We start from the raw sequence: 25732 nt of genomic DNA, 5'->3' as shown, positions 1-25732 counted from the left end.
TTATTCCTTGCTGCGCGAGGCGCGTTTACGATCAGATTCGCTAAGAATTTTCTTGCGCAGGCGAATGTGATTTGGTGTTACTTCTACTAATTCGTCGTCGTCGATAAATTCAAGCGCCTGTTCCAGTGTGTGCTTGATAGGCGGTGTCAGAATCTGAGCCTCGTCTGTACCCGCCGCGCGCACGTTGGTCAGTTGCTTGGCCTTAAGGACATTGACCACCAGATCATTATCGCGGGAATGTATGCCGGCAAGCATGCCTTCGTACACTTCATCACCGTGACTCAAAAACATACGGCCACGCTCCTGTAGATTAAACAGGGCGTTGGTAAGCGCCTTTCCTGGGGCGTTACAGATCAGTACCCCATTCTTGCGCTGACCAAAGTTGCCGACTTTCGCCGGGCCGTAGTGGTCAAACACGCTGAACATAAGTCCTGTACCTTGAGTAGCAGTCAGGAATTCGGTGCGAAAACCGATCAGTCCGCGTGATGGAATAATGAAATCGAGGCGTACGCGACCCTTTCCGTCGGGTTGCATGTTCTGCATCATTGCGCCGCGCTCGCCAAGGCGTTCCATAATGGTGCCCTGGTGGTGATCTTCGACATCAACCGTCAATTGCTCAAACGGTTCGTGTTTTTCGCCGTCAACCATGCGGGTAATTACTTCCGGGCGGGAAACGCCTAATTCATAACCTTCTCTGCGCATGTTTTCGATCAATACCGACAGGTGTAATTCCCCGCGACCTGAGACGCGAAACTTGTCTGGGTCACCGGTATCGTCAACGCGCAGAGCGACGTTATGAATTAATTCCTGTTCGAGTCGTTCCCGGATCTGGCGTGAAGTGACGAATTTGCCGTCTTTGCCCGCAAAGGGAGAATTATTTACCTGGAAAGTCATGCTGACAGTAGGTTCATCTACTGAAAGCGGGGCCAATGCCTCTACGGCATCCGGGTCGCACAAAGTATCCGATATATTTAGATCCGCAATCCCGGTAAAGCAGACGATATCACCCGCCTGTGCCTCGTCTACCTCAATTCTTTGCAGACCGAGAAATCCAAGAATTTGTAGTACACGTTCTTTGCGGCGGTTACCTTTTTTGTCCACGACTACCACAGGTGTATTGCGTTTAATGCGTCCGCGAGCAATTCGGCCTATACCGATAACGCCCACGTAGCTGTTGTAGTCGAGCTGGGAAACCTGTAACTGAAAAGGATCTTCAATTTCGACTTGCGGTGGATGAACCTTGTCAATAATGGTCTGGAACAAAGGATCAAGATTTCCGGAACGAATGCTACTGTCTAACCCAGCAAAACCGTTCAGACCTGATGCGTACACGACTGGAAAATCAAGTTGCTCGTTGGTGGCGCCAAGGCGGTCGAATAAATCGAAAGTTTGGTCTAGTACCCATTCCGGGCGGGCGCTGGGGCGGTCAATCTTGTTAATAACAACGATCGGGTGTAGCCCTCTTCTTAAGGCTTTCTCGGTTACGAAGCGAGTTTGCGGCATGGGGCCGTCAACTGAATCGACCAGAAGCAGAACCGAATCCACCATCGACAAAACACGTTCTACTTCGCCACCAAAATCCGCGTGTCCAGGAGTATCAACGATATTAATGCGGTACTGGTTCCAGCGTATGGCAGTGGGTTTTGCCAATATTGTGATACCACGTTCCCTCTCCTGATCATTGGAATCCATCGCCCTTTCTTCGAGCTGGGTGCGTGCATCCAAGGTCTGAGACTGCTTAAGCATCTGATCTACAAGGGTTGTCTTGCCATGGTCGACGTGTGCGATGATGGCGATATTTCTAAGATTTTCGATTTTGTCCATTGACGGTAGAGCCTGGGTGAATGTGGCGGCGAATTGTACAGATTTCGGGATTACAGAGCTAGCGGGATTGCAAATTATTAGCCGTCAGCCTCAGATTCCTCAGTATCTTCATGGGGTTCAGCATAGCCGCAGTCCTTTTGAGGACAGACTTTCTCCATTCCCTTGCGTTTCGTGGTCTTGATAGTGAGCATAGGCCACTGACACTCGGGGCAGGGTTCGTTGATAGGTTCGTTCCATACGGCATATTCGCAATCTGGATATCTCGAGCAAGAATAAAAGACTTTGCCGTAGCGAGAGCGGCGTTGAAGCATTTCACCCTTGTGACATTCCGGGCATTCGACGCCGGTCTCCTTGGGTTTCTCGAGAGGCTCGATGTGCTTGCAATTGGGGTAACCGCTACAACCGATGAATTTCCCGTACCGTCCCTGGCGAATAATCAAATCAGACTGGCATTCAGGACATTTTCGACCCTCGACAATCTCGGGTTCCGCTGTTTCTGCATCGTCGCTGAGATTGCGGGTGTAGTCGCATTCGGGGAAGGCGGTACAACCGATAAATCGACCGCGGCGACCAAGACGTATGGATAATTGCTCATTACATTTGGGACACTTCTCGTCGATCATTTCCTGGGTAACGTCTTTGCGATCGACGCTTTCGGTTTTATCGTCGACGAGATGCTTGAAGGGTTGCCAGAAACCCTTCATCAATGGCACCCATTCTTTTTCACCACGGGATATAGCGTCAAGCTCGTCTTCCAGGCGGGCGGTAAAGTCGTAGTCGACGTAATTGGTAAAATGTTCGGTCAAAAATTTATTGACGATGCGCCCCACATCGGTAGGGATGAAGCGCTTTTTGTCCATTTCGACATATTCACGCTGTTGCAAGGTCGAGATGATGGATGCATAGGTTGAAGGTCTACCAATGCCGTGCTCTTCAAGTGATTTTACCAGGCTCGCTTCCGTGTAACGCGGTGGAGGCTCGGTGAAATGCTGTTCAGGGCGAATCTGCTTTAGGTCGACGGTGTCGCCTTCTTCCATTGGCGGCAATATTCGCCCTTCGTCATCGTCTTTTTTGGCATCGTCTACATCTTCCTGGTAAACCGCCATAAATCCAGGAATAGCGATCACAGAACCATTTGCACGAAAGATGGCATCGCCAGCCGTAAGATCCACGCTGACCGTATTTAGTGTGGCATGTATCATCTGACAGGCAACGGTTCGTTTCCATATCAGGCTATACAGTTTGAACTGGTCTGGTGATAAATGCTTTTTGATGGCCTCTGGTTCGATATCTACTGAGGTCGGACGAATCGCCTCGTGGGCTTCCTGGGCGTTTTTCGATTTGGTTTTGTATGCGCGTATTTCCTCAGGCACATTGTCTGCGCCAAACTTTTTGCTGATATATTGGCGAATCTCAGCCACAGCATCCTGGGAAAGATTGACTGAGTCAGTACGCATGTAGGTGATCAGACCGATCTCGCCTTCACCGATATCCACACCTTCATAGAGTTGTTGGGCGGTGCGCATAGTGCGCTGTGCACTGAACCCCAGTTTGCGGGAAGCTTCCTGTTGTAGCGTAGATGTCGTGAAAGGCGCGGCCGGGTTGCGTTTGCGCTGCTTTTTCTCGACCTTGGTGACCAGCATTTTTCCGCCGGCCTTCTTTATAACGTCTTTTTCGATCTTCTTCGCGTCTTTCTCATTGGTGACGCTAAACTGCTGAATCTTTTCTTCGCCATACTGGAAGAGCTTGGCCGAAAAATCCTGTTTTTGCGTGTTCAGGTCTGCCTCTATCGTCCAATATTCCTGGGCGATAAATTTTTCAATCTCCAGTTCTCTTTCGACAATCATGCGCAATGCCGGGCTTTGTACGCGCCCGGCGGACAGGCCGCGACGGATCTTTTTCCACAGCAGCGGTGAAAGATTGAAACCCACCAGATAGTCGAGTGCGCGACGCGCCTGCTGGGCATTGATTAATTCGGTAGACAATTCGCGCGGGTGCTCAATTGCGTCTTTGATCGCACGTTTTGTAATTTCGTGGAAGACGACGCGATGCACCTCTTTATCCTTGAGCGCCTTTTTGCCCTTCAGAATTTCATGCAGATGCCAGGATATGGCCTCTCCTTCGCGATCAGGGTCAGTTGCGAGGTAAAGGGTGTCGGCTTTCTTCATCGCCTTCGTGATGGCATCGACGTGTTTTTTATTTTTTTCGACTAGCTCATAAGTCATCTGGAAGTCGTGATCGACATCCACGGCACCTTCCTTCGGCAAGAGATCGCGCACGTGGCCATAGGAAGCCATCACCTCAAAACCTTTTCCAAGGTACTTTTTGATGGTCTTGGCCTTGGCCGGTGACTCAACTATGACGAGACTGTTTCCCATGTATTGTCGATTAACTCGTTAATTAACTTATCGTTTCAGTGGTTTGGAAAATAATGGCAAGGTGACATTAATGCAGATTACCTACCTGTTCGTCAAACACCAGGTCTTCCATCCATGCCAAGGCCTCCTCTTCTCCGGGCTGATTGAACAGCACCATCAGGATGACCCACTTCAGTTGATCGAGGTCGATTTCGCCGCTATCGAGCGCCATCACGCGGTCTATGACCATCTCACGGGTGGCATGGGTTAGCACACCGATCTGTTCGAGAAACATCAAAAAGCCGATGCATTCGCGGTCTAGTTTTTTTACTTCCTGTTCGGTAAATACGCGAAACGCGTGTATATCCCGCAAATTGGACTTAAAGCCTGACTCTTTCAAGCTGGCCAGATCTTCGAGCCAGGAAAGCGCTTTTTCCACTTCCATCTCGCCGAAGCCGGCTTGTTTTAATTCGGTATTCAAAATGTCGCGATCTGCTGTGATTTCTTCATCGTCATCAAGGTAGTTCTCAAACAAATACATCAGTACATCGAGAACACTTTCTTTCATTTTTTTAGCCTTTCATTTGATGCGGGAGTAGAGTCCGCCAGTTTGGGCCTGGATAAAACCCTGCAATTCAAGGACCAAAAGCATCGAGGAGATCTGGGGTGCAGGCAATCCACTACGGATTACGACCGTGTCGACAGCCGTTGGTTCGAAACCGACGCAAGTTAAAACAGAATGGTACTGTTTATCAAGAGTAGATGGGGGATTATTTTCCCCTTCCATTAGAAGGTCATGTTGATTAGATGCCGGGGTTATCCCAATTTTCCCGCAAATTTCTTCCAATATGTCTGGGGCGGTCTCAACCAGTTTCGCGCCCTCTCGGATTAAGGCATGGCAGCCGCGGGCGAGCGGATTGTGTATGGAGCCCGGCATAGCGAATACTTCTCGACCTTGTTCCGCAGCCAGGCGGGCGGTTATGAGTGAGCCACTTTGACGCGCTGCTTCAACTACGAGTGTGCCAAGGCTCATGCCGCTGATGATGCGATTGCGACGTGGAAAATGCTCTCGTGCCGGTCCCGCATCCAATGGGAATTCGGATATCAATACGCCACCTTCGCTGGCTATGCGGTGAGCCAATTGGCGATTGCTCGCTGGGTAGATGCGTTTGAGGCCAGTACCCATGACCGCGATAGTATGTCCTTGTGCCGCTAGTGCACCTTCATGGGCGGCGGTGTCGATTCCCAGGGCCAATCCGCTGGTGATGGTTAGTTCACAACGGGCCAACTGTTCTGCAAACTCGAATGCTGCTTGACGTCCAGCATGTGTCGGGTTCCGACTGCCAACGATGGCTAATTGATTTCTTCGTAGGATGTCATTTCTGCCCTTTATATAAAGAAGGGGCGGGGCATCTGGAAGTTGTCGCAGGAGATAGGGAAAGTCCGGGTGTTGCTGAGTGAGAATGTGATTTTCTTCCTGCTCTGACCATTCCAGAACGGGTTCGAGGTCAGAGAAGTCTGGTTCATTCAATGACGATAATATCGCTGGGCTGAGCTGCAGAGGATTATCGGTGGTTGCGGCCATTTCATATACCGCTTCAGCTGAACCTGCTTTTTCCACCAACTGGTTGAAGGTAACAGGGCCAATACCAGAAACGCGCAGCAGCGCGAGAGAGAATTTCAGTTCCATTGTTTTCTTCTTCTTTTTCGTTTGTTTTTTTAATCAGGCATCCCGGCCTAATTCATCTTGTAGGATGTATTTACTACAGGATGCCTATGGGTTAACGACCATATCGTAAATTTGCATGTCGCGAGTCGCCTTCATCACCAATGCATAACTGAGTTTTTCAAATGGGCGGAATACCATCAAATACCCAATTCTTTCGTCAGGCAAGGTGACATCGCCGCTACCGAATATTCCCTCACGCACTGTGTCACGAACGGTAGTGCCAGTTTGGTAGACAGCCAGTACATGGCCTTTGTCCATACCATGGCTTGTGCCCCGGTTTATCACGACCACCTGATACTGGCCGATTCTTGAAACTCCGTCAACTACGGCAATGATTTGACCGCGAACCTGGTCAATGGGCGCGTTCGGTACGAAATTATAATCCAATTGTTGTGCTGTGGCAGGAATCAGCAAGTCGCCACGTAAGATTTCGCGTTCGGACTGAGTTACTTCAAGAGTGGACGGATCTCCATACTGGGTTACCAATGCCTCTCCGACATAAATCGCCTCGTGCCCTAAAACTCGGTTCTTTCCTCGGTCAGAATCGCGAAATGTCTGGCCCGAACGAATGATGGTGTAGCGGTTATTTTCACTGGGTAAGATGCCGGAGGCATAGACTTTGTCCCCACTCCCCGCAACCAGATGGGCGTCCTGACTGGAGACTACATAAGGCAGGTGTTTGGCCTCATCCCTGGTAATGATTCTTGGACGAGATAGAAACTGTTGTATGGCGTCGATGGGTATGGTCGGAATGGGGCGCGATAACTCCTGCTTGCGGATTTCAGGTGTTAGTTTAATGATGCGCAGACCGTTGTGGCTGGCGCCGCGTCGCAATTCCAGGCGTGGTTTTCCGTCTTTATAGGTGAGAACCACTTCGTCACCGGGGTAGATGACATGGGGATTGTGTATTTGCGGGTTTACATACCAGATGTCGGGCCAGCGCCATGGATCACGTAAAAAACGTGAGGCGATTTCCCACAGTGTGTCGCCACGTTTCACCTGATAGCTGCTAGGATGCTTATCTTTGAGTACAATCTCGTCCGCCCCGTGGACGGAACTAACGATGCTCAGGCACAATCCAATAAACAGGATTAAACGTATTAGTTTCATGGTGTTATCTCTGTGATCCAAATCCGGCACGAGTCTTGTTGCTAAAAGTGTATACTATCGCGCGATTGAAAAACGGCCCATATGGTAAACTTTGTTCTCGCGTTTCACTTACACTTTCGAGGGAAACTAACCAAGTGTTTGAAAGTCGCTCTTCTGGCAAAGGATTCCCTTCGGGCTTACTTTATTAGTTAGCGGATAAATAATGGCGATTCTTAATATCTTGCACTTTCCAGACCCACGTTTGCGTACACGCGCCGAGCCGGTGGCTGAGGTCGATGACAATATTCGGCAGTTGGTGGATGACATGCTGGAGACCATGTATGACGCCCCGGGTATTGGTTTGGCGGCAACTCAGGTGAATGTACATAAGCGGGTGTTGGTTCTCGATGTTACCGAGGACAAGAGCAATCCAATGTGTTTTATCAATCCAGAACTTGTCGAACACGAAGGCACGGCTACCGCTGAAGAAGGTTGTCTTTCGGTGCCCAATATTTACGAAAATGTAGATAGGTTTAAAAAAATAAAGGTGCGCGCATTGAATCGTGACGGGAAACCTTTTGAGTTGGAAGCCGATGACCTGCTCGCCGTATGTATTCAACACGAAATGGATCACCTCGAAGGCAAGGTCTTTGTTGATTATCTTTCCACCATTAAGCAGATTCGCATCAAGAAGAAGATGGAAAAACTGCGTCGCCGCACGATGTAAACCATGCAGGAAAGCCTGAAAGTCATATTTGCCGGGACCCCCGAATTTGCTGCCGAAGCGCTAAAGGCAATACTGGGTTCCAGGCATGAAGTCATTGCGGTTTATACCCAACCCGATCGACCCGCCGGGCGCGGACGCAAACTCACGCCAAGCGCGGTCAAGCAGGTTGCGCTGGATGTCGGCATCCCCGTCTATCAACCCGTGAGTTTAAAAGACGAGCAGGCGCAGCAGGAACTCGCTGCATTAAATGCCGATGTGATGGTGGTTGCCGCATATGGATTGTTATTGCCCAAAGCCGTGTTAGAAACGCCGCGACTGGGTTGTCTGAATATTCACGCATCATTGTTGCCACGCTGGAGGGGAGCTGCACCCATTCAAAGAGCGATATTGGCCGGCGACAGGGAAACCGGTATCACCATCATGCAAATGGATGTCGGGCTCGATACCGGTGATATGTTGTTCAAGGTTAAATGCACGATTGAAGCGGATGATAATGCACAGACTCTGCACGATAGATTGGCGTCTATCGGTGCCTCGGCAATTGTGTCTGCACTCGATCGATTAGTTCTGGGTGGCGTGAGTGGCGAACGTCAGGATGACGCGCTGGCCAATTATGCGAAAAAACTGGACAAGGCTGAGGCGACTATCGATTGGCAAAAGCCTGCAGTTGAGATAGAGCGACTGATCCGCGCCTTCAACCCCTGGCCGGTTGCTCAAACAAATCTGGACGAAAAGATTATGCGTATCTGGCAGGCGAAGGCGGTATCGTCAGCGTCGACTGCTACACCGGGAACTATTCTGGCTTCATCGAAAAAACAGTTTGACGTCGCCACGGGCGATGGCGTGTTGCAGTTATTACAGATTCAAATGCCGGGTAAAAAACCGGTTGATGTGGCGAGCTTTCTGAACGCTAACGACGTTAGCGGCAAAGTCTTAACGTAGGCCTGGCGTGCAAAACCCACGCGCGGCAGCGGCCTCACTTCTACGACAAATTCTTATCGATGGCCGTTCACTCTCGTCTTTGATACCGGCACAACTGTCTGCAATCGAAAACGCCAAGGACAAGTCTTTTGCGCAAGCCATGATTTTTGGCGTGATGAGACAGTTGCTGGCGCTCGACTACCTGCAGTGCCAGCTAATGCAAAAACCCCTGAAATCCAAGGATGCAGATATCGAGATCTTGTTATTACTCGGCCTGTATCAATTGCGCGAAATGCGCACCCCCAGCTATGCCGCGATTAATGAAACCGTCAAACTGGTACCGCGCAAAAAATCCTGGGCGCGCGGTCTGCTCAACGGTGTGTTGCGCGAATATCTGCGTCAGCAAACAAAGCTGGAAGAAAAACTGCGCCTGGATGTAGAGGCCGCGAGTGCGCACCCGCAATGGCTGATTGAATATCTGCAGAGAGATTGGGGAGAACAGTGGCAGTCCATTGTCGAGGCGAACAATACCCAAGCGCCCATGAGTTTGCGCGTCAATCGACGCAAGCAAACGCGCGAAGAGTATCTACAGCAGTTATCTCAACAAGGTATTGCCGCTCATCCCTGTCGTTTCGCGCCTTTTGGCGTAGTGCTGGAATCTGCCATGGATGTTGCGGTGTTGCCCGGTTTTACTCAGGGCTGCGTATCCGTACAAGATGAAGCGGCGCAAATGGCGGCGACGATACTGAAACCTGCAACCGGAGACTATATTGTCGACACCTGTGCTGCGCCGGGCGGAAAGACTGCGGCCTTGCTGGAGCAGAGCGACGACTTGAGAATTGTCGCGCTTGATCTTAAACCTGAACGATTGGAACAGGTGGAACAGACACTGTCGCGCCTGGGCTTGCACGCCGATTGTCAGGCGATGGACGCGCGTGAACTGGACAAGCACTTGCAAGCCAATAGTGTCGATAAGTTATTGCTCGATGTTCCGTGCTCTGCAACCGGCGTGATACGGCGCAATCCTGATGTGAAATATCATCGTCAAAAAAGTGATATCGACGAGTTGGTAAAGACACAGGCACAGATACTTGAGTCCGCCTGGCGCGTGTTGAAACCAGGGGGTGTGCTTTTATACGCTACATGTTCTATTATTCGCGACGAGAACGACAAACAATTGCAGGCGTTTCTTCAGCAACATGCCGATGCAAGAGAGCGTCCCATCGCCAGCGATTGGGGAAGTCCCGTGTCAGTGGGGCGTCAGATCCTGCCCGGTGAGAATAATATGGACGGTTTTTTCTACGCTTTATTGGAAAAAACCAGTTAACGACGAAAGTCATAAGCGACTATGAAGATAATAATTCTCGGCGCTGGTCAGGTAGGTTCCAGTGTCGCAGCAACGCTGGCAAGCGAAGCCAACGATATTACTATAGTAGACACTAACGTAGATCGAATTCGCTCACTTCAGGATCGTCTCGACGTGCGCGTCGTCCAGGGCATGGGTTCTCATCCTGATGTGCTGGTTCAGGCCGGTGCTGAAGATGCTGACATGATATTGGCTGTTACCAATAGTGACGAAACCAATATGATTGCCTGCCAGATCGCCTATACCCTTTTCCACACACCGACCAAGATTGCACGAGTCCGCGCCAAAGAATATCTCAACCATCCCCAGCTCTTTGCTCAGGAAGCCTTGCCGATCGACGTACTAATTAGTCCGGAACAGGTTGTTACTGAGTATATTCAACGATTGATCGAATTCCCTGGCGCTTTACAAGTCCTGGATTTCGCCAATGGAAAAGTGCGTCTGGTCGCCGTCAAGGCCATACATGGTGGTCCTCTTGTGGGCCATGAGCTGAAAGATCTGAAGGATCATATGCCAGGAATTCAGGCACGTGTTGCGGCAATCTTTCGTAAGGGCAAAGCAATAATGCCTCAGGGCGACACCATCGTTGAAGAAAACGACGAAGTGTTCTTTGTCGCGGCACGGAAAAATATTCGCGCCGTAATGGCAGAACTGCGACGACTGGAAAAGCCGGTAAAGCGTATCATCATCGCCGGTGGTGGCAATATTGGCCGGCGTTTGGCTAAGGCTCTGGAGCATCAGTACCAGGTGAAGATAATTGATCACAATTTGGCGCACTCGAGAGAAATCTCGGCCATGCTGGAAAAGACTATCGTTCTGCATGGAGATGCCGCTGATTCGGGGCTGTTACTTGAGGAAAACATCGAAAATACCGATGTTTTTTGCGCGGCGACGAATGACGATGAAGCGAACATTTTGTCGTCCATGCTAGCTAAGCGATTGGGCGCGCGTAAAGTTATGGCAGTTATCAACCGTGCTGAGTATGTCGATCTGGTTCAGAGCGATATCATTGATATCGCCATCTCACCACAGCAGGTTACGATAGGCAGCTTGCTTGCCCATGTACGTCGTGGAGATGTTGCCGTTGTGCATTCATTGCGTCGCGGCGCTGCCGAAGCGATTGAGGCCATTGCTCATGGCGATCAGCGTTCATCTAAAGTTGTAGGGCGCGGGATCGACGAGATCAAGCTTCCGCCTGGTACGACGATAGGCGCGGTAGTGCGTAACGATGAGGTTCTGGTAGCGCACAGCAAGTTGGTTATCGAAGCGGAGGACCATGTCATACTGTTCGTGGTTGATAAACGTCGCATCGTTGAAGTCGAACGCCTGTTCCAGGTTGGCGTGACGTTCTTGTAATATGAAGGCTATCGCTTAATGCAACTCGCAGCCATTCAAAAAATATTGGGCATGCTGTTGATGATATTCAGCCTGTCCATGTTTCCTCCGGCGCTGGTTTCGCTAATCTATGACGATGGCGTGATTTTTTCCTTTATTGACGCGTTTATGATGATTATGGGTTTCGGCCTGGTGATGTGGTTACCAGTACGAAACTATCATCGTGAGCTCCGTTTACGTGATGGATTTATCGTCGTCGCCATGTTTTGGCTGGTACTTGGTACGTCTGGTTCTGTTCCGCTAATCATTGCTGACGAGCCAGTGCTGTCGTTTACCGACGCAGTGTTCGAATCCATATCGGGTTTAACCACGACGGGCGCGACGGTGATTACCGGTCTTGATGATTTACCCAAGTCTATTCTGTTTTATCGTCAGCAACTTCAATGGTTGGGCGGCATGGGTATTATCGTACTTGCTGTCGCCGTGTTGCCGATGCTAGGTATCGGGGGCATGCAGCTTTATCGCGCGGAAACACCTGGGCCGATGAAGGATAACAAGTTAACGCCGAGAATCACCGAAACCGCAAAGGCGCTTTGGTATATCTATCTGGGCATGACGGTGGCCTGTACGCTTGCATATTGGGTCGCAGGTATGACGTTTTTTGATGCCTTAACCCACAGTTTTGCCACTGTCGCCATTGGTGGTTTTTCTACTCATGATGCGAGTATCGGCTTTTTCGAAAGTCAGATTATCGAAAGCGTCGCCATTCTGTTTATGATACTGGCGGGTGTGAATTTTTCGCTACACTTTCTGGCGTGGCGTAATATGACGGTGCGCCCCTATCTCCTCGATGAAGAATTTCGAACCTATGCGAAGGGTATCTTTGCAGTCGCGGGTATCACCATAGCCTATCTCTATTTCACGCATCAGTTTGAAGATTCCCAGTCGGCGATACGCTACGGACTATTTCAAGTCGTGTCTGCCGCAACAACCACAGGATTTACGACCACGAATTTCTCGCTGTGGCCTGGTTTGCTGCCAGCGTTGCTCATCGCAATTAGCTTTATAGGCGGGTGCGCAGGCTCTACTGGCGGTGGTATGAAGGTAATGCGTGTTTTGTTGCTGATGAAGCAGGGGACGCGCGAAGTTGTTCGTCTGATACACCCTTCCGCGCAGGTAACAGTAAAGATTGGTGGCAACCCACTAGATGAAAGAGTTATTGACTCGGTGTGGGGTTTCTTCTCTTTATACGTACTTAGTTTCATTGTGATGTCGATGATACTTTCCGGTACTGGTATTGATTTGGTTACAGCATTCTCGGCAGTTGCAGCGTGCATGAATAATCTGGGTCCGGGCTTGGGTGAGGTTGCGGCACACTATGGCGAGATTAACGACCTGGCTAAGTGGGTGCTTTGTTTTGCCATGTTACTCGGGCGACTTGAGATTTTTACGTTACTTGTTTTATTGTCACCAGCTTTTTGGCGACGTTAGGTACGATGATCATGAATGACACAGCATCGCGAAACAAGTGGAACAATATTTATCTGCAGGCACAAACGGGTGTCGTAGATGCGGTTTGGGTGATAACTGAATATGCTCATTTGTTGCCGCATGATGGCAAAGCACTGGATCTGGCGTGTGGTTTGGCGGCAAATGGGATTTTTCTGGCGAAGCGTGGTCTACAGGTCGATGCCTGGGATATCTCAGACGTGGTTGTAGATAAGCTAAATGCCTATGCCAAAGAAAATAATCTACCACTCAATGCCAGTGTTCACGATTTTACATCTCCCGAGTTGGGTGAAAATCAATACGATGTCATTGTTGTGGCGCACTATCTGGAACGGGCCTTGGCGTCGAAAATTTGCGAGGCGCTTAAGCCCGGCGGCTTGCTTTGTTATCAAACCTTTGTGCGCGACGTAACGCCTGACTATAGCGGTCCAGGTAATCCTGATTTTCGATTGGCACCAAACGAAATGCTACAACTGTTTTCCGGGTTGAGAGTGCTGGCTTATCGTGAGGAAGGTACAGTAGGCGAAATTACACTAGGCTTGCGTAATGTAGCCGCCTTTATAGGGCAGAAACCTCAACGCTAATTCCTGGCGAATATTCCAAAACATTTTGCAATTCAGGGTGTGAAGCAGTTCACACGTTGACGCGTTTCCATGTATGTAAGATGCCTTTTAAACAGGGAGGGAGCAGACATGGCAAGAGCCGCGTTAAAAACATTTTCATTAACCGATCTCAAAATGGAGGCGGGTTCCAAGAATCTCAGCATGGCAAAGGCGATTCTTGATGTTGCCTCCAGGTTGCCAAATTTTCCTATACATGGATCAATCACCGACGTCATACAAGTGTTGTTGGATGATCTGGTCGTATCAAGACATTACTGGGAAGCGAAGTTAGGGATGAAGCTGTCAGTAAAAATCGGCGATACCATTGCGATCGACAATTATTCAAATAGCGCAAAAAGCAAAAAACTCGTCGCAGCTCAAGCCATACTTCTTGCCCCTGAGCTTGAGCTGGCAGATGACACCCTCACTTATGACGCCATTCGACACAACTATGCCTGGAAGGGGCGTTTGATTGAATTGCGAGAAAGTATGATGCCTTCCACCAAGGATAGTTTTTGCGTCATACATCCTGATGAGGATTTTATTCCGGTCTCGATTTTAGGAAACGTGCGAGTAATCAGAAGTTGTACCCAGAAAGACCCGAACTACTCAAACGAGGTCAATCGTACCAATATGACTCACGAGCAGAGACAGGCATTGATCCACCAGCGTCGTCAGGCACTTGAAAAGCGCGTGTGATAGCGAAGTCCTTGCGAAAGAAGAGTTCCAGGTGTCTATAAGAAAGGGTTGTTGTTGTCGCTTGGTGCTAGAGACAGATTGGACGGCTCAGACTCATCTGGCGAATTGCCCTTGAAGTTAATTTTAATACGCAGATTATTGGGCGAGTCTGCGTTTTTCAGTGCTTCTTCGGCGGTAATTCTGCCTTCCTGTACCATCTTGAACAGTGCATTGTCGAATGTCTGCATGCCCAGGTTTTCAGATTTTTCCATGACTTCCTTGATCTTCTGTACGTCCCCTTTTAACACTAAATCAGATACCAACGGCGTATTTAAAAGAATTTCCACGGCAACCGCGCGCTTCCCTGTCGAGCAGAGTATCAGCCGTTGTGAAACAATCGCGCGCATGTTCATGGATAGCTCCATCAAGACTTGTGCGCGTCTGTCGTCGGGGAAAAAGTTGATTATACGATCAAGGGCCTGATTGGCGTTATTGGCGTGCAAGGTTGAAACGCACAGATGGCCTGTTTCTGCAAAGGCTATAGCGTGCTCCATGGTGTCACGATCGCGTATCTCGCCTATTTGAATGACATCCGGGGCCTGTCGTAAGGTGTTTTTTAATGCGTCTTCATAGGAGTCGGTGTCAATTCCGACTTCCCGTTGATTGATAATGGAGCGCTTGTGCTGATGAATAAATTCAATCGGATCCTCAATGGTAATAATGTGTCCACTGGCATTGGCGTTCCGATAGTCGAGGAGTGCGGCGCAGGAGGTCGATTTACCCGAACCCGTTCCGCCAACAAACAGCACGAGTCCGCGTTTTTCCATGATGACGTCTTTCAGGATTTCCGGTAGCAACAGTTGGTCGACATTGGGTATATCGGTTTTAATGTGGCGTATTACCATGGCCACCTGGCTGCGTTGCTTGAAGATGTTGGCGCGAAAGCGTCCAAGTCCTACCTGCGAAACGGCAAGATTGAGTTCTGGCCGTTGTTCAAACTCAGCCAGTTGATCAGGGTCCATGATGCTATACGCGATATCTTTTACGCGGTTTGGTGGTAAGGTGGTTCTCTCTAAGGCTTTGATCGCACCATGAATTTTGATGCTGGGGGGCGCGCCAGTGGTCAAATAAAGGTCTGACGCCTCGTACTGAACCATCAACTTTAAATAATCACTTAACTCCATGAAATTCCGCCCTGTTTATATCCTATCTATTATCGACAGACGTTAAAAACGCTTGAATTGTTTATGAAGCCCGGACAAAGTATGTAGAACCGACATGTACAGAGACATGGAAACAGTATCTTGAATTTACGAAATAAATTGGATTTTACCGGAGTGCCGGAAGGGCTCCGCCCAGGTGTGGAACGGCGTGTGGCCGATTTGTTCGCCGATGGTGTGGATACCGCTTTACCTGAAAGCAAACATTGGAATTCCCTGCCAGCGGTCTGGGCATGTAGTGAGTTTATAGCCAGAGTATGTATTGTTCGACCCGAGATGCTCTTAGAGCTGATCGGCAGCGGCGATCTGGACAAGGATTATCCTGAGTTTCAGTATGTGAACCAGCTTCGTTCCGCCACTGAAAGCGAAACCGAAGAAGCTGCGTTTGCACAAAAAATCCGTCGTTTTCGCCAGCGGGAAATGGTCAGGCTGGCCTGGCGCGATATCGCGAAACTGGCGCCCCTAGAAACAACGCTTCGCGAACTTTCCCTGCTGGCTGAGGCCTGTGTTCAAGTTGCCAGCCGTTTCGCTCAAATTGAACTGGAACGCTTGCATGGAGCACCAAAATCCCAGGATGGTGAGGCACTTGATCTGGTTGTGTTGGGTATGGGCAAGCTAGGCGCATACGAACTCAATTACTCCTCGGATATCGATCTAATCTATACCTTTGTTGAAGAGGGTGAAACCTCGGGCGGTGAAAGACGACCGCTTAGCAATAGCGAATTTTTTATCAAACTCGGTCAGCGCCTTACGCGGTTGTTGGACGAAAATACCGTGGATGGTTTTGTGTTCCGCGTTGATACGCGTCTGCGGCCTTTTGGCAATAGCGGGCAACTTGCGCTGAGCTTCGATGCAATGGAAACCTATTACGAGCAACATGGCCGCGAATGGGAGCGCTACGCCATGATTAAGGCGCGGGTGATTTCCGGCAACGTGGATCATGGCGTGCAACTAATGAAGCGACTCAAGCCCTTTGTCTATCGACGATATATCGATTTCAGCGCCTTTGAATCCCTGCGTGAAATGAAGCAGTTGATAGTCAATGAGGTTAAACGCAAAGGGCTGGAAGATAATATAAAAATTGGTAGTGGTGGAATTCGCGAAATTGAATTTATCGGACAGGCCTTCCAGCTGATACGTGGCGGACGCGAACAACGTCTGCAAAAGCGATCGATTCTGTACATACTCGATATGCTGGGGCAAATGGGGATGTTGCCCGAGTATGTTGTGCAGCAATTGTGTGCGGCGTATGAATTTCTTCGCCTGAGCGAAAATCGCATTCAGGCCTATGCAGACAAGCAAACCCATCTGTTGCCGCAGGACGTAGATGGAAAGATACGATTGGCCTTTTCAATGGGATTTGCCGATTGGGAAAGCTACTACCGGAAACTGGCCGATCACCGCCAAGTCGTGCACGAACATTTTGAGCAAATTTTCAGTGCACCCCAGGCGGAAGAGCAGTCGGAAAGCGATGATCAGCAAGGCGCGGCATTAAAGGCAATGTGGTATGGGCGGATGTCAGATGCAGACGCCGCGCAATTGTTGCAAGAACTGGGTTTTGAAGACGGGGCGCAGGCGTTTGTTTTTATCAAGGCTTTGCACAACAGTCATGCCCTGAAGGCACTTTCTCAGCGTGCGCGTACCCGCCTGGACCGCTTGATGCCTTTAGTGTTGTCCGCCATTTCCAAGGCATCAAACGCACAAAACACACTAGCATTAATCGTAAATTTGCTCGAGAAGATTGCAAGACGTTCGGTATATGTCGCCTTATTGATCGAACATCCAATGGCCTTATCGCAATTGGTTCGGCTGGTGTCTATGAGTCCCTGGGTTGCGGAACAAATTACGCGCAATCCCGTATTGATGGATGAATTATTAGATCCGCGTCGCCTGTATGAGCCCATGAAAAAAGAGGAACTGGCGCAGGAACTCAGTTTGCGTATGGCTTCGGTTGACGAGGGCGATCTCGAGGCGCAGATGGATGTGTTACGCCAATTTCGTCACGCCAATGTGTTACGCGTCGCGGCATCGCAGCTAACCGATGCGATGCCTCTGGCGAAGGTAAGTGATCACCTGACATTTATCGCTGAAGTGGTTATCAAAGAAGTGCTGAATTTATCTCAAGCTCAACTGCAGCAGCGCCATGGTCGTCCTAAATATGTGGTGGATGCTGAGGAAAGGGAAGCGGGTTTCGCAATTATTGCCTACGGCAAAATGGGGGGATGGGAGTTAGGCTTTGGCTCGGATCTCGACGTGGTTTTTTTGCACGATAGCCGGGGGGAAGAGCAGTACACAGATGGACAAAAGTGTCTCGACAATAGTGTGTACTTTGCCCGCCTTGGACAGAAAATCATTCATATGTTGAATACGCAAACCTCTAACGGCGTGTTATATGAAGTGGATACGCGTTTGCGACCCAGTGGTCAGTCGGGCCTGTTGGTGAGTAGCCTGAATGCCTTCCTCGAATATCAGCAGAAGCAGGCATGGACCTGGGAACACCAGGCGTTGATACGCGCTCGCTGGGTTGCCGGCAGCGCCAGTATAGGTGAGGCATTTAATGAAATACGGCGCAAAATACTCTGCCAGCAACGTGAGCACCACAAGTTAGCTACTGAGGTTCAAGAGATGCGGACGCGGATGCGGGACGCCCTGGGTAGCAAGAATTCAGGTGTGTTTGATATTAAGCAGGACGCGGGTGGCATCACAGATATTGAGTTTATTATCCAGTTTCTGGTGTTGCGCTGGGCCCATGAATACCCAGAACTTGTTGATTGGCAGGATAATTTGCGCATAATCGAGACGCTTGAGCGGATCGGTAAGCTTTCGTCGGAAGACGCTGCTTTGCTGAGTAACACCTATTTGTCTTATCGTCACGCGGTGCATGAGCTGACCTTGAGCCGGGCATCCAAGTCGGTCACCCAGGAGTCAAATTTCCAGGAAAGCCGGGATGCCGTGACGCGGATCTGGAATTCTGTGCTCGAATCCGGTTGAAACCTATCTCTTAGCGTTCGGCTCGGGTAGAATACGCGGTCTTGTGAATTGCCGAATCAGATTTTAGGAGTAGTAGTTTATGACAATGGATGATCGCGATGGCGTCATCTGGCTCGATGGTGAGCTTGTCCCCTGGCGCGAAGCCAAGACCCATGTATTAACACATACCCTGCACTACGGCATGGGTGTGTTCGAAGGTGTGCGCGCATATAAGACCGCTAAGGGTGCTGCTATTTTCCGATTGAAGGAACATACTGACCGGCTTTTCCGTTCCGCCAAGATTCTGCAAATGCCGATGCCATATTCCAAAGACGAGGTCAATCAGGCGACGATTGCCGCTGTGCGGGAGAATAAACTGGATTCTGCCTATATCCGCCCGATGTGTTTTTATGGTTCGGAAGGGATGGGCTTGCGTGCCGACAACCTTCAAACTCATGTGATGGTCGCTGCCTGGTCGTGGGGTAGTTATTTGGGTGCAGAAGGGCTGGAAAAAGGAATTCGCATCCGTACCTCATCATTTACGCGTCATCACGTCAACATTACTATGTGCAAGGCCAAAGCCAATGGCAACTACATGAACTCCATGTTGGCGCTACGTGAAGCCCTTGATTGCGGCTACGATGAGGCGATGCTGCTGGATAACGAAGGTTATGTTGCTGAAGGTAGTGGCGAGAATATTTTTATTGTCCGCGATGGCGTTATCTATACGCCTGATCTAACATCTGCGCTGGACGGAATTACCCGAGCCACGATAGTCAGTCTGGCAAAAGAGATGGGCCTGGAAGTAAAAGAAAAACGCATCACGCGTGACGAAGTTTATGTCGCGGATGAGGCATTTTTTACCGGTACCGCGGCGGAGGTAACACCGATACGCGAGGTTGATAATCGCGTGATCGGTGAGGGGCGCCGCGGTCCGATCACAGAAAAACTGCAAAGCAAATATTTCGATATCGTTCACGGACGACTTTCCGAATATGAACACTGGTTGAGCTACGTATGATGAATACAACAGGTGAAGAAGCTATGTCTGCTAATCAGAGTCAATCCAACACCCGCAGCCGATTTGAAGTAACGCGTTCCGCTTTACCGTTACATTGTCCAATGGAAGGTACGGCACTGTGGAATATGCATCCACGGGTTTATCTTCCAATTGAAAAGACTGGTGAGGCCAAGTGCCCTTACTGCGGAGCTGAATACGTTTTAAAATCCAAATAGCGTTTTCCCAACCGAATGCGCATCGGCTTCGACGCCAAGCGGGCTTTTTTTAATAATCGAGGTCTGGGTAACTATAGTCGTACCCTGATCCGTGACCTTTCCCTTTATTTTCCTCAATACGAATATTTACTTTATTCTGCCAAACCCGCGGGTGATGAGCGTAAAGCTTGGTTGTCGCAACTGGGTAAAGTTCAGACTCGTCTACCATCATCGGTTTTAGGGAAGAAATTATCCGCGGTATGGCGGATGTACGGGCTTGCATCTGCGGCAAGCAAAGACAAAATTGATATCTTTCACGGTTTGAGTCATGAGTTGCCATATGGTATTCACAAGCGAACTCAGATCCGTTCTGTTGTGACTGTCCATGATCTATTGTTTTTAAAGCATCCCGAGTTCCATAAATGGGTAGATCGTAAAATTTATATGCGTAAGTTACGCTATGCATGTCAGGCCGCAGACAAAATTGTCGCGGTAAGCGAGCAGACTAAGCGAGATTTACAGGAATATTTGAGCATTGCACCGGAGAAAATTTCGGTGGTTTATCAAAGTTGTGACCAGAAATTTTTCGACGATAGCCTTGTTGTCGATAGTCAGGATGTGTATTCGAAATTTGGTTTGCCGCAGAATTTCATTTTTTATGTAGGCGCACTGACCGAGAGCAAGAATCTCGACAGCCTGCTGCAGGCCTATGCCAGTTTTGCTTCAAGAACTGATTGCTCGCTGGTGCTTGCCGGTAACGGTTCATACAAAAAAAGCTTGCAGGCGAGCGCCGCAAAACTCGGTTTATCGGAAAAGGTCTTTTTCCCCGGATATATTCCGAACGAGGATTTGCCGCAACTATACAAGGCGGCGAAATTGTTTGTGTATCCATCTTTATATGAAGGTTTCGGGATACCAATTATTGAATCTATGTGCATGGGTACGCCGGTGATTGCATCGACGGGTTCTTGTTTTACTGAAACCGGCGGTGATGCGGCGGCCTTGGTGGATTGTAGTGATGTCGATACGCTTGCGAGATCAATAACGGAAATTGTCAATAATGCGGACTTGGCGCAGGAAATGATTGATCAAGGTAAGGTGCATACCAGAAAATTCCAACCGAAGGTGTGTGCAGAAAATATGATGTCTGTCTACCAAGGTCTGCTGTAACAATATCTGAGTTCGATTACGAATCCAGTGAGAAACCCAAGGCGAGTTTCTCACGATGTAATATATTTAAGATTGAACCAGTTCCTTTGATATTAACTCGTCAAAATAATTGATCGTCTTTTTCAATCCTTCTTCCAGACGAATTTTAGGCTCCCAGTCGAGTTCCTTTTTAGCCAGAGTAATATCTGGCTGGCGTTGTGTCGGGTCATCCTGAGGTAAAGGTTTGTGTGTGATTTTAGAACGGCTGCCAGTTAAGTCGATAACCGCCTGCGCTAACTCAAGCATGGTAAATTCGTTGGGATTCCCCAAATTAACCGGGCCGGTAAAGTCATCGCGTGAGTTCATCATTTTTACCATACCGTCAATCAACTCGTCGACGTAGCAAAAACTACGAGTCTGCGTCCCTTCTCCATAAACAGTAATGTCCTGGTTACGCAAGGCTTGAAGAATAAAATTTGACACCACTCGGCCATCATTGGGCTGCATGCGTGGTCCATAGGTGTTAAAAATGCGAATGACTTTGATTCTTAGTTTGTGTTGTCGGAAGTAGTCAAAAAACAGCGTCTCCGCACAGCGTTTTCCCTCGTCATAACAAGAGCGTATACCAATGGGGTTAACGTGCCCCCAATAGTCTTCAGTCTGTGGGTGAATCTCCGGGTCTCCATAGACTTCCGAAGTGGAAGCCTGCAAAATTTTAGCTTTCGTACGTTTGGCCAGGCCAAGCATGTTTATTGCGCCATGTACGCTGGTTTTGGTTGTCTGAACCGGATCAAACTGATAGTGAACGGGGCTGGCAGGGCACGCGAGATTATAGATTTCGTCAATTTCGACATATAACGGAAAAGTAACATCGTGGCGTAGCAATTCAAAATAGGGGTGGTTGAGTAGATGCGCAATGTTGCGTTTGCTGCCCGTGAAAAAATTATCCAGGCAAATCACTTCATTACCTTGGGACAGAATTTGTTCACAAAGATGGCTTCCGAGAAAGCCCGCACCGCCGGTAACCAACACTCTTTTCGTCATACAATTTCCAGGAAGTTATTTTTCATTAGCCTATCGTGACTTTCAATAATACCCCATCAACAAAGCAAAAACAGTTTAAATGTATGATGCACGCCAGAGTCCACGATTGTTATGGTGTATTGAATTTTAGCGAAGGAGTTGGTAGTTCTTGAAACCGCCGATTTCCCGCTCACCAAGAAATCGATCCTCTATGTATGAGAGTATTCGATACTTGAGTCTTTCGTGTTTGTAGAGTGGTTTGCTCATATCACGTTCGCCATAATACTGAAGATCATCTTTCCAATTGAATTGATCAATCCATTCCTTCATCGCAGCGGGATGGCTACCAGTAAAGATGTTCAGATTTTGCAGGGGGCCATAATAAAACGTTTTCACGGTCTGCTGTTCCTGCTCGGCTGGGTCTTTGTCGCTGTATCGTGCACTGGCCGATGAGGTTTTCTTCGATAGGGTGCGAGGGGGTCTGACGTAGCCGTAATGAAAAACTCTGGCATTGAGTTGTTTCACCTTTAGTTTATGACTGCTTTCTTTCTTAACATAATCCTCGAATGTGTCGTTCCAAACATCAAATTTTCGAAAGGACTGCGCATCTCGCCATGAATGGATGTTAGGAAGATTGCGGATTAGGCGTATTTCTCTTCTATACCAGCAGTGACAACGATGGTAATGCCAGTAGTCCCCCCAGAAGTGCATATAGTTAAAAAGAAAGCCCTCAACCTGATCATTATCCAGGTTATCTCGACAAGCTTTGAGCACCTCGTCCAGATCGTCTTCATGAACGGCTTCATCGCCCTGGATGTAGAATAGCCAGTCACCGCTACATGCGGATTTGGCAACATCGGTTTGTTGCGCATAAATGGTGTTGCGTCGGTAGGTCGCGGTATCCCATGTGGTGTTGACAATCTTAATCTTATCGGAGCCTATCGACTGTATGAGCTCCAGCGTTTTATCTCCTGGGTCGCTCTCGCCCAGTGCGATAACGAATTCGTCGCAAATAGGCAATATCGACTCGATTGCTTGTTTGGCAGGAAAATACAGGGATTCGGCGTTTTTGATAAAGGTAAAACCGCTAATCTTCATCTGGGTATCTTTGTCAGAAGTTACATGAGGCAAAATGATAGCAAAACCCGCAGCAGGTACAAAGTTAGATCATGGTTAGGCTAGTAAGGTGAACCTTGGGTCAACAAAGTATTTCCGTTGATAGTGTTGTATTGTTTGTCACAGACAGGTACAGGAGAGTGTCGCTAAGTGATATTGACTTGTACTGAAGATGAGGAAAATAGCGTGTATGACAACGTTTCGTTATACCATTTCATCTACGCCACAACCGTCCGCCCGAAGGAGGGGATTCAAGACCTAGGGGTGTTGGCGAAAAAATGATGGTTGGTTTTAACAGAGATAGACCGCGGCAGTCTGGTTAATCATTCTGGTCAACAAGGTCGTTAATCCAACGATGCAACACGCTAAAAATGTTATTATTTGAGCCCTGACAACCTCAACCGGTGCATATGAATCTACACATCCCTGATTTCTCCCAAGCTAAAATTCTTGTCGTCGGCGACATCATGCTCGACAGCTATTGGTATGGTGGCACATCACGCATATCGCCGGAGGCGCCAGTACCCGTTGTGCGGGTCAATAACCAGCAGGCGCGTGCCGGCGGCGCTGCCAACGTGGCCTTGAACATAGCCGCGCTACGCGGTCAGTCGGTACTTTGTGGTGTGGCGGGTGATGACGAAGGGGCCAGACAAATCGAACAGAGTCTGGTGGAAGCCGGTGCAGTCAGCGATATTCTACGATCTCCAGGCATCGAAACCATTACCAAGTTGCGCGTCATCAGTCAGCAACAGCAACTCATACGCCTCGATTTCGAAAGTACGCCACTTGTGTTTGACCAGCAGCTGTTTCAGCAACGAATAGAAGGGCAGCTCTCCCATTGTGGCCTATTGCTATTGTCCGATTATGCTAAAGGCACTATGGCTGGGGTGGAGAAAATGATTGCTGCTGCGCGTCAGCGCAAGATTCCCGTTTTTGTGGATCCCAAAGGCAGCGATTTTGAAAAATATCGCGGAGCGAGTTTGATTACGCCCAATATGCCGGAGTTCGAAGCCGTTGTTGGTCATTGCGCATCCGAACAGGAAATGCAGCGAAAGGCAGAGGCGTTGGTGCAGAAGCTGGAGTTGGAAGCCTTACTGGTGACGCGAGGCGAGCGCGGAATGTCTTTGTTCCGTAAAGGGCAAGTCCCAGTTCACCTGCCTACGCAGGCGCGCGAAGTGTTCGACGTGACCGGTGCCGGGGATACTGTTATCGCAACCCTGGCGACCGCATTTGCTGCCGGCGCGTCTCTGGAAGATGCCATGGCGCTGTCGAACATCGCAGCCGGTGTTACTGTCGGCAAACTGGGCGCGGCTACTGCCAGTGAAGCCGAAATCCGCATGATGTTAAAGAGTGGCTACGGGCATCAGCAAGGAATCGCTGACGAAGAACTGTTGCTTGTGATGGTAAATGAGTCGCGCAGGAAAGGTGAGCGCATAGTCATGACTAACGGATGCTTCGATATTTTACACGCTGGTCATGTCAGCTATCTGGAACAGGCACGCCAACTGGGTGATAGATTGATCGTCGCGGTAAACGATGATGATTCGGTTAAAAAACTCAAAGGCCCGAGTCGACCGGTCAACAGTCTGGAGCAACGCATGGCGGTGTTGTCGGGACTTTCCGCCGTGGACTGGGTAGTACCATTCTCGGAAGAAACGCCTGAGCGATTGATCTGTCGTGTTTTGCCCGATGTCTTGGTCAAAGGCGGCGACTACCGACCAGAACAAATCGCCGGAAACCGATGCGTACGTGACGCCGGAGGAGAAGTACGCGTATTGTCTTTTGTCGAAGGCGTGTCCACTTCACGTATCATTGACGCGATCAAGTCACACTAAGAGCCTGTCGGACTTTATCCAATACCTCTTCAACAGTGATTAGATCCATTGCACGTCTGTCATGTACCCGTGTCATTGGCGAGACACTATCCGGGTCTTTGTTTAAGATGGTGCGTATCGCCTCTGCGTGATGATCGATGCTGAGATGCATGGAGCGATACGGTCCCCATAGTGTTGGCGAGGCAACCGCATACAATCCCACAACAGGTGTGTTAACGGCGCTGGCAATATGCGCCGGACCGGTATCTGGCGCTACTACGCAGTTGGCTTGTTGCAACACGGCGGCAAGTTGTAATAATTTCGTTTTGCCTACGAGATTTAGTGGTGCTTGCATGCAGGCTTGAGAGATCCGCTGGCCAAGTGATAATTCATCAGGAGATGGTCCTCCGGTCAAGACTACAAATACTTCGCCGTGTGCATGAAGTTCGTCGATTAGCGCGACATAACTTTCCTCGGGCCATGTGCGTTCAACGGAACTGGCCGCGGGATTGACGACAACGATATGTTTCCCTGCGCCAGCCGCCAATTGTTCGCGCGCCCACGTCTGGGTGGCCTGATCAATGGGTAAGCCCCATGGCCAATGCCTGGTGTCTGCGCCGACAAAGTCCGCGAAATCCAGAAAACTCTCAAGGGTATGACATATACGATGCGCAATTCGCTCATTGGTAAACAGCCACTGACCATCGCGGGCCCGTTTGCGATCATAGCCGATTTTACGTTCGGCACGTATAAAGGGGTATATCAGGTTTATGCGTAGGCTGACCTGTATGGCCAGGAGAATATCAAAGCGATATTTTCGTAGCTGTCGTCGCAGGGCAAGATAGTCTTTCAATGAAGAAGGTTTGTCGGCGACGATAAATTCTACGCCTTCGAGATCCTTTAATAGCGAATAGATTATGGGGCTGGTAATCCAATATATACGCGCCTGAGGAAAGCTATATTGAAGACTCTGAACGAGAGGTATGGTCAGCACAGCGTCACCGATCGCAGACATGCGCATGATACAAATGGAATTGATGGTTTGACGCTCTGGCATTTTGGTGACATTCGCAGTGCTATAGATGGCG

Annotated in this window: 21 protein-coding genes; 12 read left to right on the top strand and 9 right to left on the bottom strand. The window is 49.3% G+C overall.

Annotation, left to right across the window (positions count from 1 at the left end; translation table 11 throughout):
- The 5 genes from typA to OEZ43_01880 form a co-directional block, all read right to left on the bottom strand.
- Nucleotides 1–1824, bottom strand: a complete 1824-nt coding sequence (typA, locus tag OEZ43_01900) for a translational GTPase TypA (GenBank protein ID MDH5544312.1) — start codon at nucleotides 1822–1824, stop codon at nucleotides 1–3.
- A 77-nt stretch (nucleotides 1825–1901) separates the two neighbouring features.
- Nucleotides 1902–4202 carry a type I DNA topoisomerase gene (topA, locus tag OEZ43_01895; GenBank protein MDH5544311.1) on the bottom strand — a complete coding sequence of 767 codons (2301 nt, stop codon included), beginning with the start codon at nucleotides 4200–4202 and terminating at the stop codon, nucleotides 1902–1904.
- A gap of 67 nt (nucleotides 4203–4269) precedes the next feature.
- Complete coding sequence (locus tag OEZ43_01890) at nucleotides 4270–4749, bottom strand: DUF494 family protein (GenBank protein MDH5544310.1); 480 nt, start codon at nucleotides 4747–4749, stop codon at nucleotides 4270–4272.
- Nucleotides 4750–4761: 12 nt separating this feature from the next.
- Nucleotides 4762–5871, bottom strand: coding sequence for a DNA-processing protein DprA (dprA, locus tag OEZ43_01885; protein ID MDH5544309.1), 1110 nt, complete (start codon nucleotides 5869–5871; stop codon nucleotides 4762–4764).
- 84 nt (nucleotides 5872–5955) lie between these two features.
- Complete coding sequence (locus OEZ43_01880) at nucleotides 5956–7020, bottom strand: LysM peptidoglycan-binding domain-containing protein (GenBank protein MDH5544308.1); 1065 nt, start codon at nucleotides 7018–7020, stop codon at nucleotides 5956–5958.
- Nucleotides 7021–7222: 202 nt separating this feature from the next.
- On the opposite strand from OEZ43_01880, the gene def reads away from it, so the two are divergent.
- The 7 genes from def (at nucleotide 7223) to OEZ43_01845 (ending at nucleotide 14158) form a co-directional block, all read left to right on the top strand.
- Nucleotides 7223–7726, top strand: coding sequence for a peptide deformylase (def, locus tag OEZ43_01875; protein MDH5544307.1), 504 nt, complete (start codon nucleotides 7223–7225; stop codon nucleotides 7724–7726).
- A gap of 3 nt (nucleotides 7727–7729) precedes the next feature.
- The gene (fmt, locus tag OEZ43_01870; protein ID MDH5544306.1) at nucleotides 7730–8668 is read left to right on the top strand and encodes a methionyl-tRNA formyltransferase; all 939 of its coding nucleotides are present in this window, start codon (nucleotides 7730–7732) and stop codon (nucleotides 8666–8668) included.
- Between the two features lie 7 nt (nucleotides 8669–8675).
- A complete protein-coding gene (gene rsmB / locus OEZ43_01865; protein MDH5544305.1) occupies nucleotides 8676–9974 on the top strand; it encodes a 16S rRNA (cytosine(967)-C(5))-methyltransferase RsmB in 1299 nt (432 codons plus the stop codon).
- Nucleotides 9975–9995: 21 nt separating this feature from the next.
- Complete coding sequence (gene trkA, locus OEZ43_01860) at nucleotides 9996–11369, top strand: Trk system potassium transporter TrkA (protein MDH5544304.1); 1374 nt, start codon at nucleotides 9996–9998, stop codon at nucleotides 11367–11369.
- A gap of 18 nt (nucleotides 11370–11387) precedes the next feature.
- On the top strand, nucleotides 11388–12839 hold the full coding sequence (locus OEZ43_01855) for a TrkH family potassium uptake protein (protein ID MDH5544303.1): 1452 nt from the start codon (nucleotides 11388–11390) through the stop codon (nucleotides 12837–12839).
- Nucleotides 12840–12850: 11 nt separating this feature from the next.
- On the top strand, nucleotides 12851–13441 hold the full coding sequence (locus tag OEZ43_01850; protein MDH5544302.1) for a methyltransferase domain-containing protein: 591 nt from the start codon (nucleotides 12851–12853) through the stop codon (nucleotides 13439–13441).
- 108 nt (nucleotides 13442–13549) lie between these two features.
- The gene (locus OEZ43_01845) at nucleotides 13550–14158 is read left to right on the top strand and encodes a hypothetical protein (GenBank protein ID MDH5544301.1); all 609 of its coding nucleotides are present in this window, start codon (nucleotides 13550–13552) and stop codon (nucleotides 14156–14158) included.
- A 35-nt stretch (nucleotides 14159–14193) separates the two neighbouring features.
- On the opposite strand, the gene OEZ43_01840 is transcribed toward OEZ43_01845, so the two are convergent.
- On the bottom strand, nucleotides 14194–15321 hold the full coding sequence (locus OEZ43_01840; protein MDH5544300.1) for a PilT/PilU family type 4a pilus ATPase: 1128 nt from the start codon (nucleotides 15319–15321) through the stop codon (nucleotides 14194–14196).
- A gap of 120 nt (nucleotides 15322–15441) precedes the next feature.
- Between OEZ43_01840 and glnE the strand changes: the two genes are divergently transcribed.
- The 4 genes from glnE to OEZ43_01820 all read left to right on the top strand — a co-directional run bounded on the left by glnE (nucleotide 15442) and on the right by OEZ43_01820 (nucleotide 20712).
- On the top strand, nucleotides 15442–18348 hold the full coding sequence (glnE, locus tag OEZ43_01835) for a bifunctional [glutamate--ammonia ligase]-adenylyl-L-tyrosine phosphorylase/[glutamate--ammonia-ligase] adenylyltransferase (protein ID MDH5544299.1): 2907 nt from the start codon (nucleotides 15442–15444) through the stop codon (nucleotides 18346–18348).
- A 79-nt stretch (nucleotides 18349–18427) separates the two neighbouring features.
- Nucleotides 18428–19348, top strand: coding sequence for a branched-chain amino acid transaminase (locus OEZ43_01830; GenBank protein ID MDH5544298.1), 921 nt, complete (start codon nucleotides 18428–18430; stop codon nucleotides 19346–19348).
- A gap of 23 nt (nucleotides 19349–19371) precedes the next feature.
- A complete protein-coding gene (locus OEZ43_01825; protein MDH5544297.1) occupies nucleotides 19372–19563 on the top strand; it encodes a zinc-finger domain-containing protein in 192 nt (63 codons plus the stop codon).
- A gap of 15 nt (nucleotides 19564–19578) precedes the next feature.
- The gene (locus tag OEZ43_01820; protein MDH5544296.1) at nucleotides 19579–20712 is read left to right on the top strand and encodes a glycosyltransferase family 4 protein; all 1134 of its coding nucleotides are present in this window, start codon (nucleotides 19579–19581) and stop codon (nucleotides 20710–20712) included.
- A gap of 66 nt (nucleotides 20713–20778) precedes the next feature.
- On the opposite strand, the gene OEZ43_01815 is transcribed toward OEZ43_01820, so the two are convergent.
- Nucleotides 20779–21735 carry an SDR family oxidoreductase gene (locus OEZ43_01815; GenBank protein ID MDH5544295.1) on the bottom strand — a complete coding sequence of 319 codons (957 nt, stop codon included), beginning with the start codon at nucleotides 21733–21735 and terminating at the stop codon, nucleotides 20779–20781.
- 126 nt (nucleotides 21736–21861) lie between these two features.
- On the bottom strand, nucleotides 21862–22812 hold the full coding sequence (locus OEZ43_01810; GenBank protein ID MDH5544294.1) for a hypothetical protein: 951 nt from the start codon (nucleotides 22810–22812) through the stop codon (nucleotides 21862–21864).
- A 428-nt stretch (nucleotides 22813–23240) separates the two neighbouring features.
- Between OEZ43_01810 and hldE the strand changes: the two genes are divergently transcribed.
- Nucleotides 23241–24665 carry a bifunctional D-glycero-beta-D-manno-heptose-7-phosphate kinase/D-glycero-beta-D-manno-heptose 1-phosphate adenylyltransferase HldE gene (gene hldE / locus OEZ43_01805; protein ID MDH5544293.1) on the top strand — a complete coding sequence of 475 codons (1425 nt, stop codon included), beginning with the start codon at nucleotides 23241–23243 and terminating at the stop codon, nucleotides 24663–24665.
- On the opposite strand, the gene OEZ43_01800 is transcribed toward hldE, so the two are convergent.
- Entirely contained in the window at nucleotides 24652–25701 is a 1050-nt protein-coding gene (locus OEZ43_01800; GenBank protein MDH5544292.1) for a glycosyltransferase family 9 protein, read from the bottom strand. The genes hldE and OEZ43_01800 overlap by 14 nt on opposite strands.
- Between the last annotated feature and the right edge of the window lie 31 nt (nucleotides 25702–25732).

The organism is Gammaproteobacteria bacterium, from assembly GCA_029881255.1.
GTDB lineage: Bacteria > Pseudomonadota > Gammaproteobacteria > S012-40 > S012-40 > JAOUMY01.
This window is presented reverse-complemented; position numbering and strand designations above follow the sequence as displayed.

Excerpts from the sequence above, each read along its gene's own strand:
- typA (MDH5544312.1), bottom strand. The coding sequence starts at position 1,824 with ATGGACAAAATCGAAAATCTTAGAAATATCGCCATCATCGCACACGTC.
- topA (MDH5544311.1), bottom strand. The coding sequence starts at position 4,202 with ATGGGAAACAGTCTCGTCATAGTTGAGTCACCGGCCAAGGCCAAGACC.
- OEZ43_01890 (MDH5544310.1), bottom strand. The coding sequence starts at position 4,749 with ATGAAAGAAAGTGTTCTCGATGTACTGATGTATTTGTTTGAGAACTAC.
- dprA (MDH5544309.1), bottom strand. The coding sequence starts at position 5,871 with ATGGAACTGAAATTCTCTCTCGCGCTGCTGCGCGTTTCTGGTATTGGC.
- OEZ43_01880 (MDH5544308.1), bottom strand. The coding sequence starts at position 7,020 with ATGAAACTAATACGTTTAATCCTGTTTATTGGATTGTGCCTGAGCATC.
- def (MDH5544307.1), top strand. The coding sequence starts at position 7,223 with ATGGCGATTCTTAATATCTTGCACTTTCCAGACCCACGTTTGCGTACA.
- fmt (MDH5544306.1), top strand. The coding sequence starts at position 7,730 with ATGCAGGAAAGCCTGAAAGTCATATTTGCCGGGACCCCCGAATTTGCT.
- trkA (MDH5544304.1), top strand. The coding sequence starts at position 9,996 with ATGAAGATAATAATTCTCGGCGCTGGTCAGGTAGGTTCCAGTGTCGCA.
- OEZ43_01855 (MDH5544303.1), top strand. The coding sequence starts at position 11,388 with ATGCAACTCGCAGCCATTCAAAAAATATTGGGCATGCTGTTGATGATA.
- OEZ43_01850 (MDH5544302.1), top strand. The coding sequence starts at position 12,851 with ATGAATGACACAGCATCGCGAAACAAGTGGAACAATATTTATCTGCAG.
- OEZ43_01845 (MDH5544301.1), top strand. The coding sequence starts at position 13,550 with ATGGCAAGAGCCGCGTTAAAAACATTTTCATTAACCGATCTCAAAATG.
- OEZ43_01840 (MDH5544300.1), bottom strand. The coding sequence starts at position 15,321 with ATGGAGTTAAGTGATTATTTAAAGTTGATGGTTCAGTACGAGGCGTCA.
- OEZ43_01830 (MDH5544298.1), top strand. The coding sequence starts at position 18,428 with ATGACAATGGATGATCGCGATGGCGTCATCTGGCTCGATGGTGAGCTT.
- OEZ43_01825 (MDH5544297.1), top strand. The coding sequence starts at position 19,372 with ATGTCTGCTAATCAGAGTCAATCCAACACCCGCAGCCGATTTGAAGTA.
- OEZ43_01820 (MDH5544296.1), top strand. The coding sequence starts at position 19,579 with ATGCGCATCGGCTTCGACGCCAAGCGGGCTTTTTTTAATAATCGAGGT.
- OEZ43_01815 (MDH5544295.1), bottom strand. The coding sequence starts at position 21,735 with ATGACGAAAAGAGTGTTGGTTACCGGCGGTGCGGGCTTTCTCGGAAGC.
- OEZ43_01810 (MDH5544294.1), bottom strand. The coding sequence starts at position 22,812 with ATGAAGATTAGCGGTTTTACCTTTATCAAAAACGCCGAATCCCTGTAT.
- hldE (MDH5544293.1), top strand. The coding sequence starts at position 23,241 with ATGAATCTACACATCCCTGATTTCTCCCAAGCTAAAATTCTTGTCGTC.
- OEZ43_01800 (MDH5544292.1), bottom strand. The coding sequence starts at position 25,701 with ATGCCAGAGCGTCAAACCATCAATTCCATTTGTATCATGCGCATGTCT.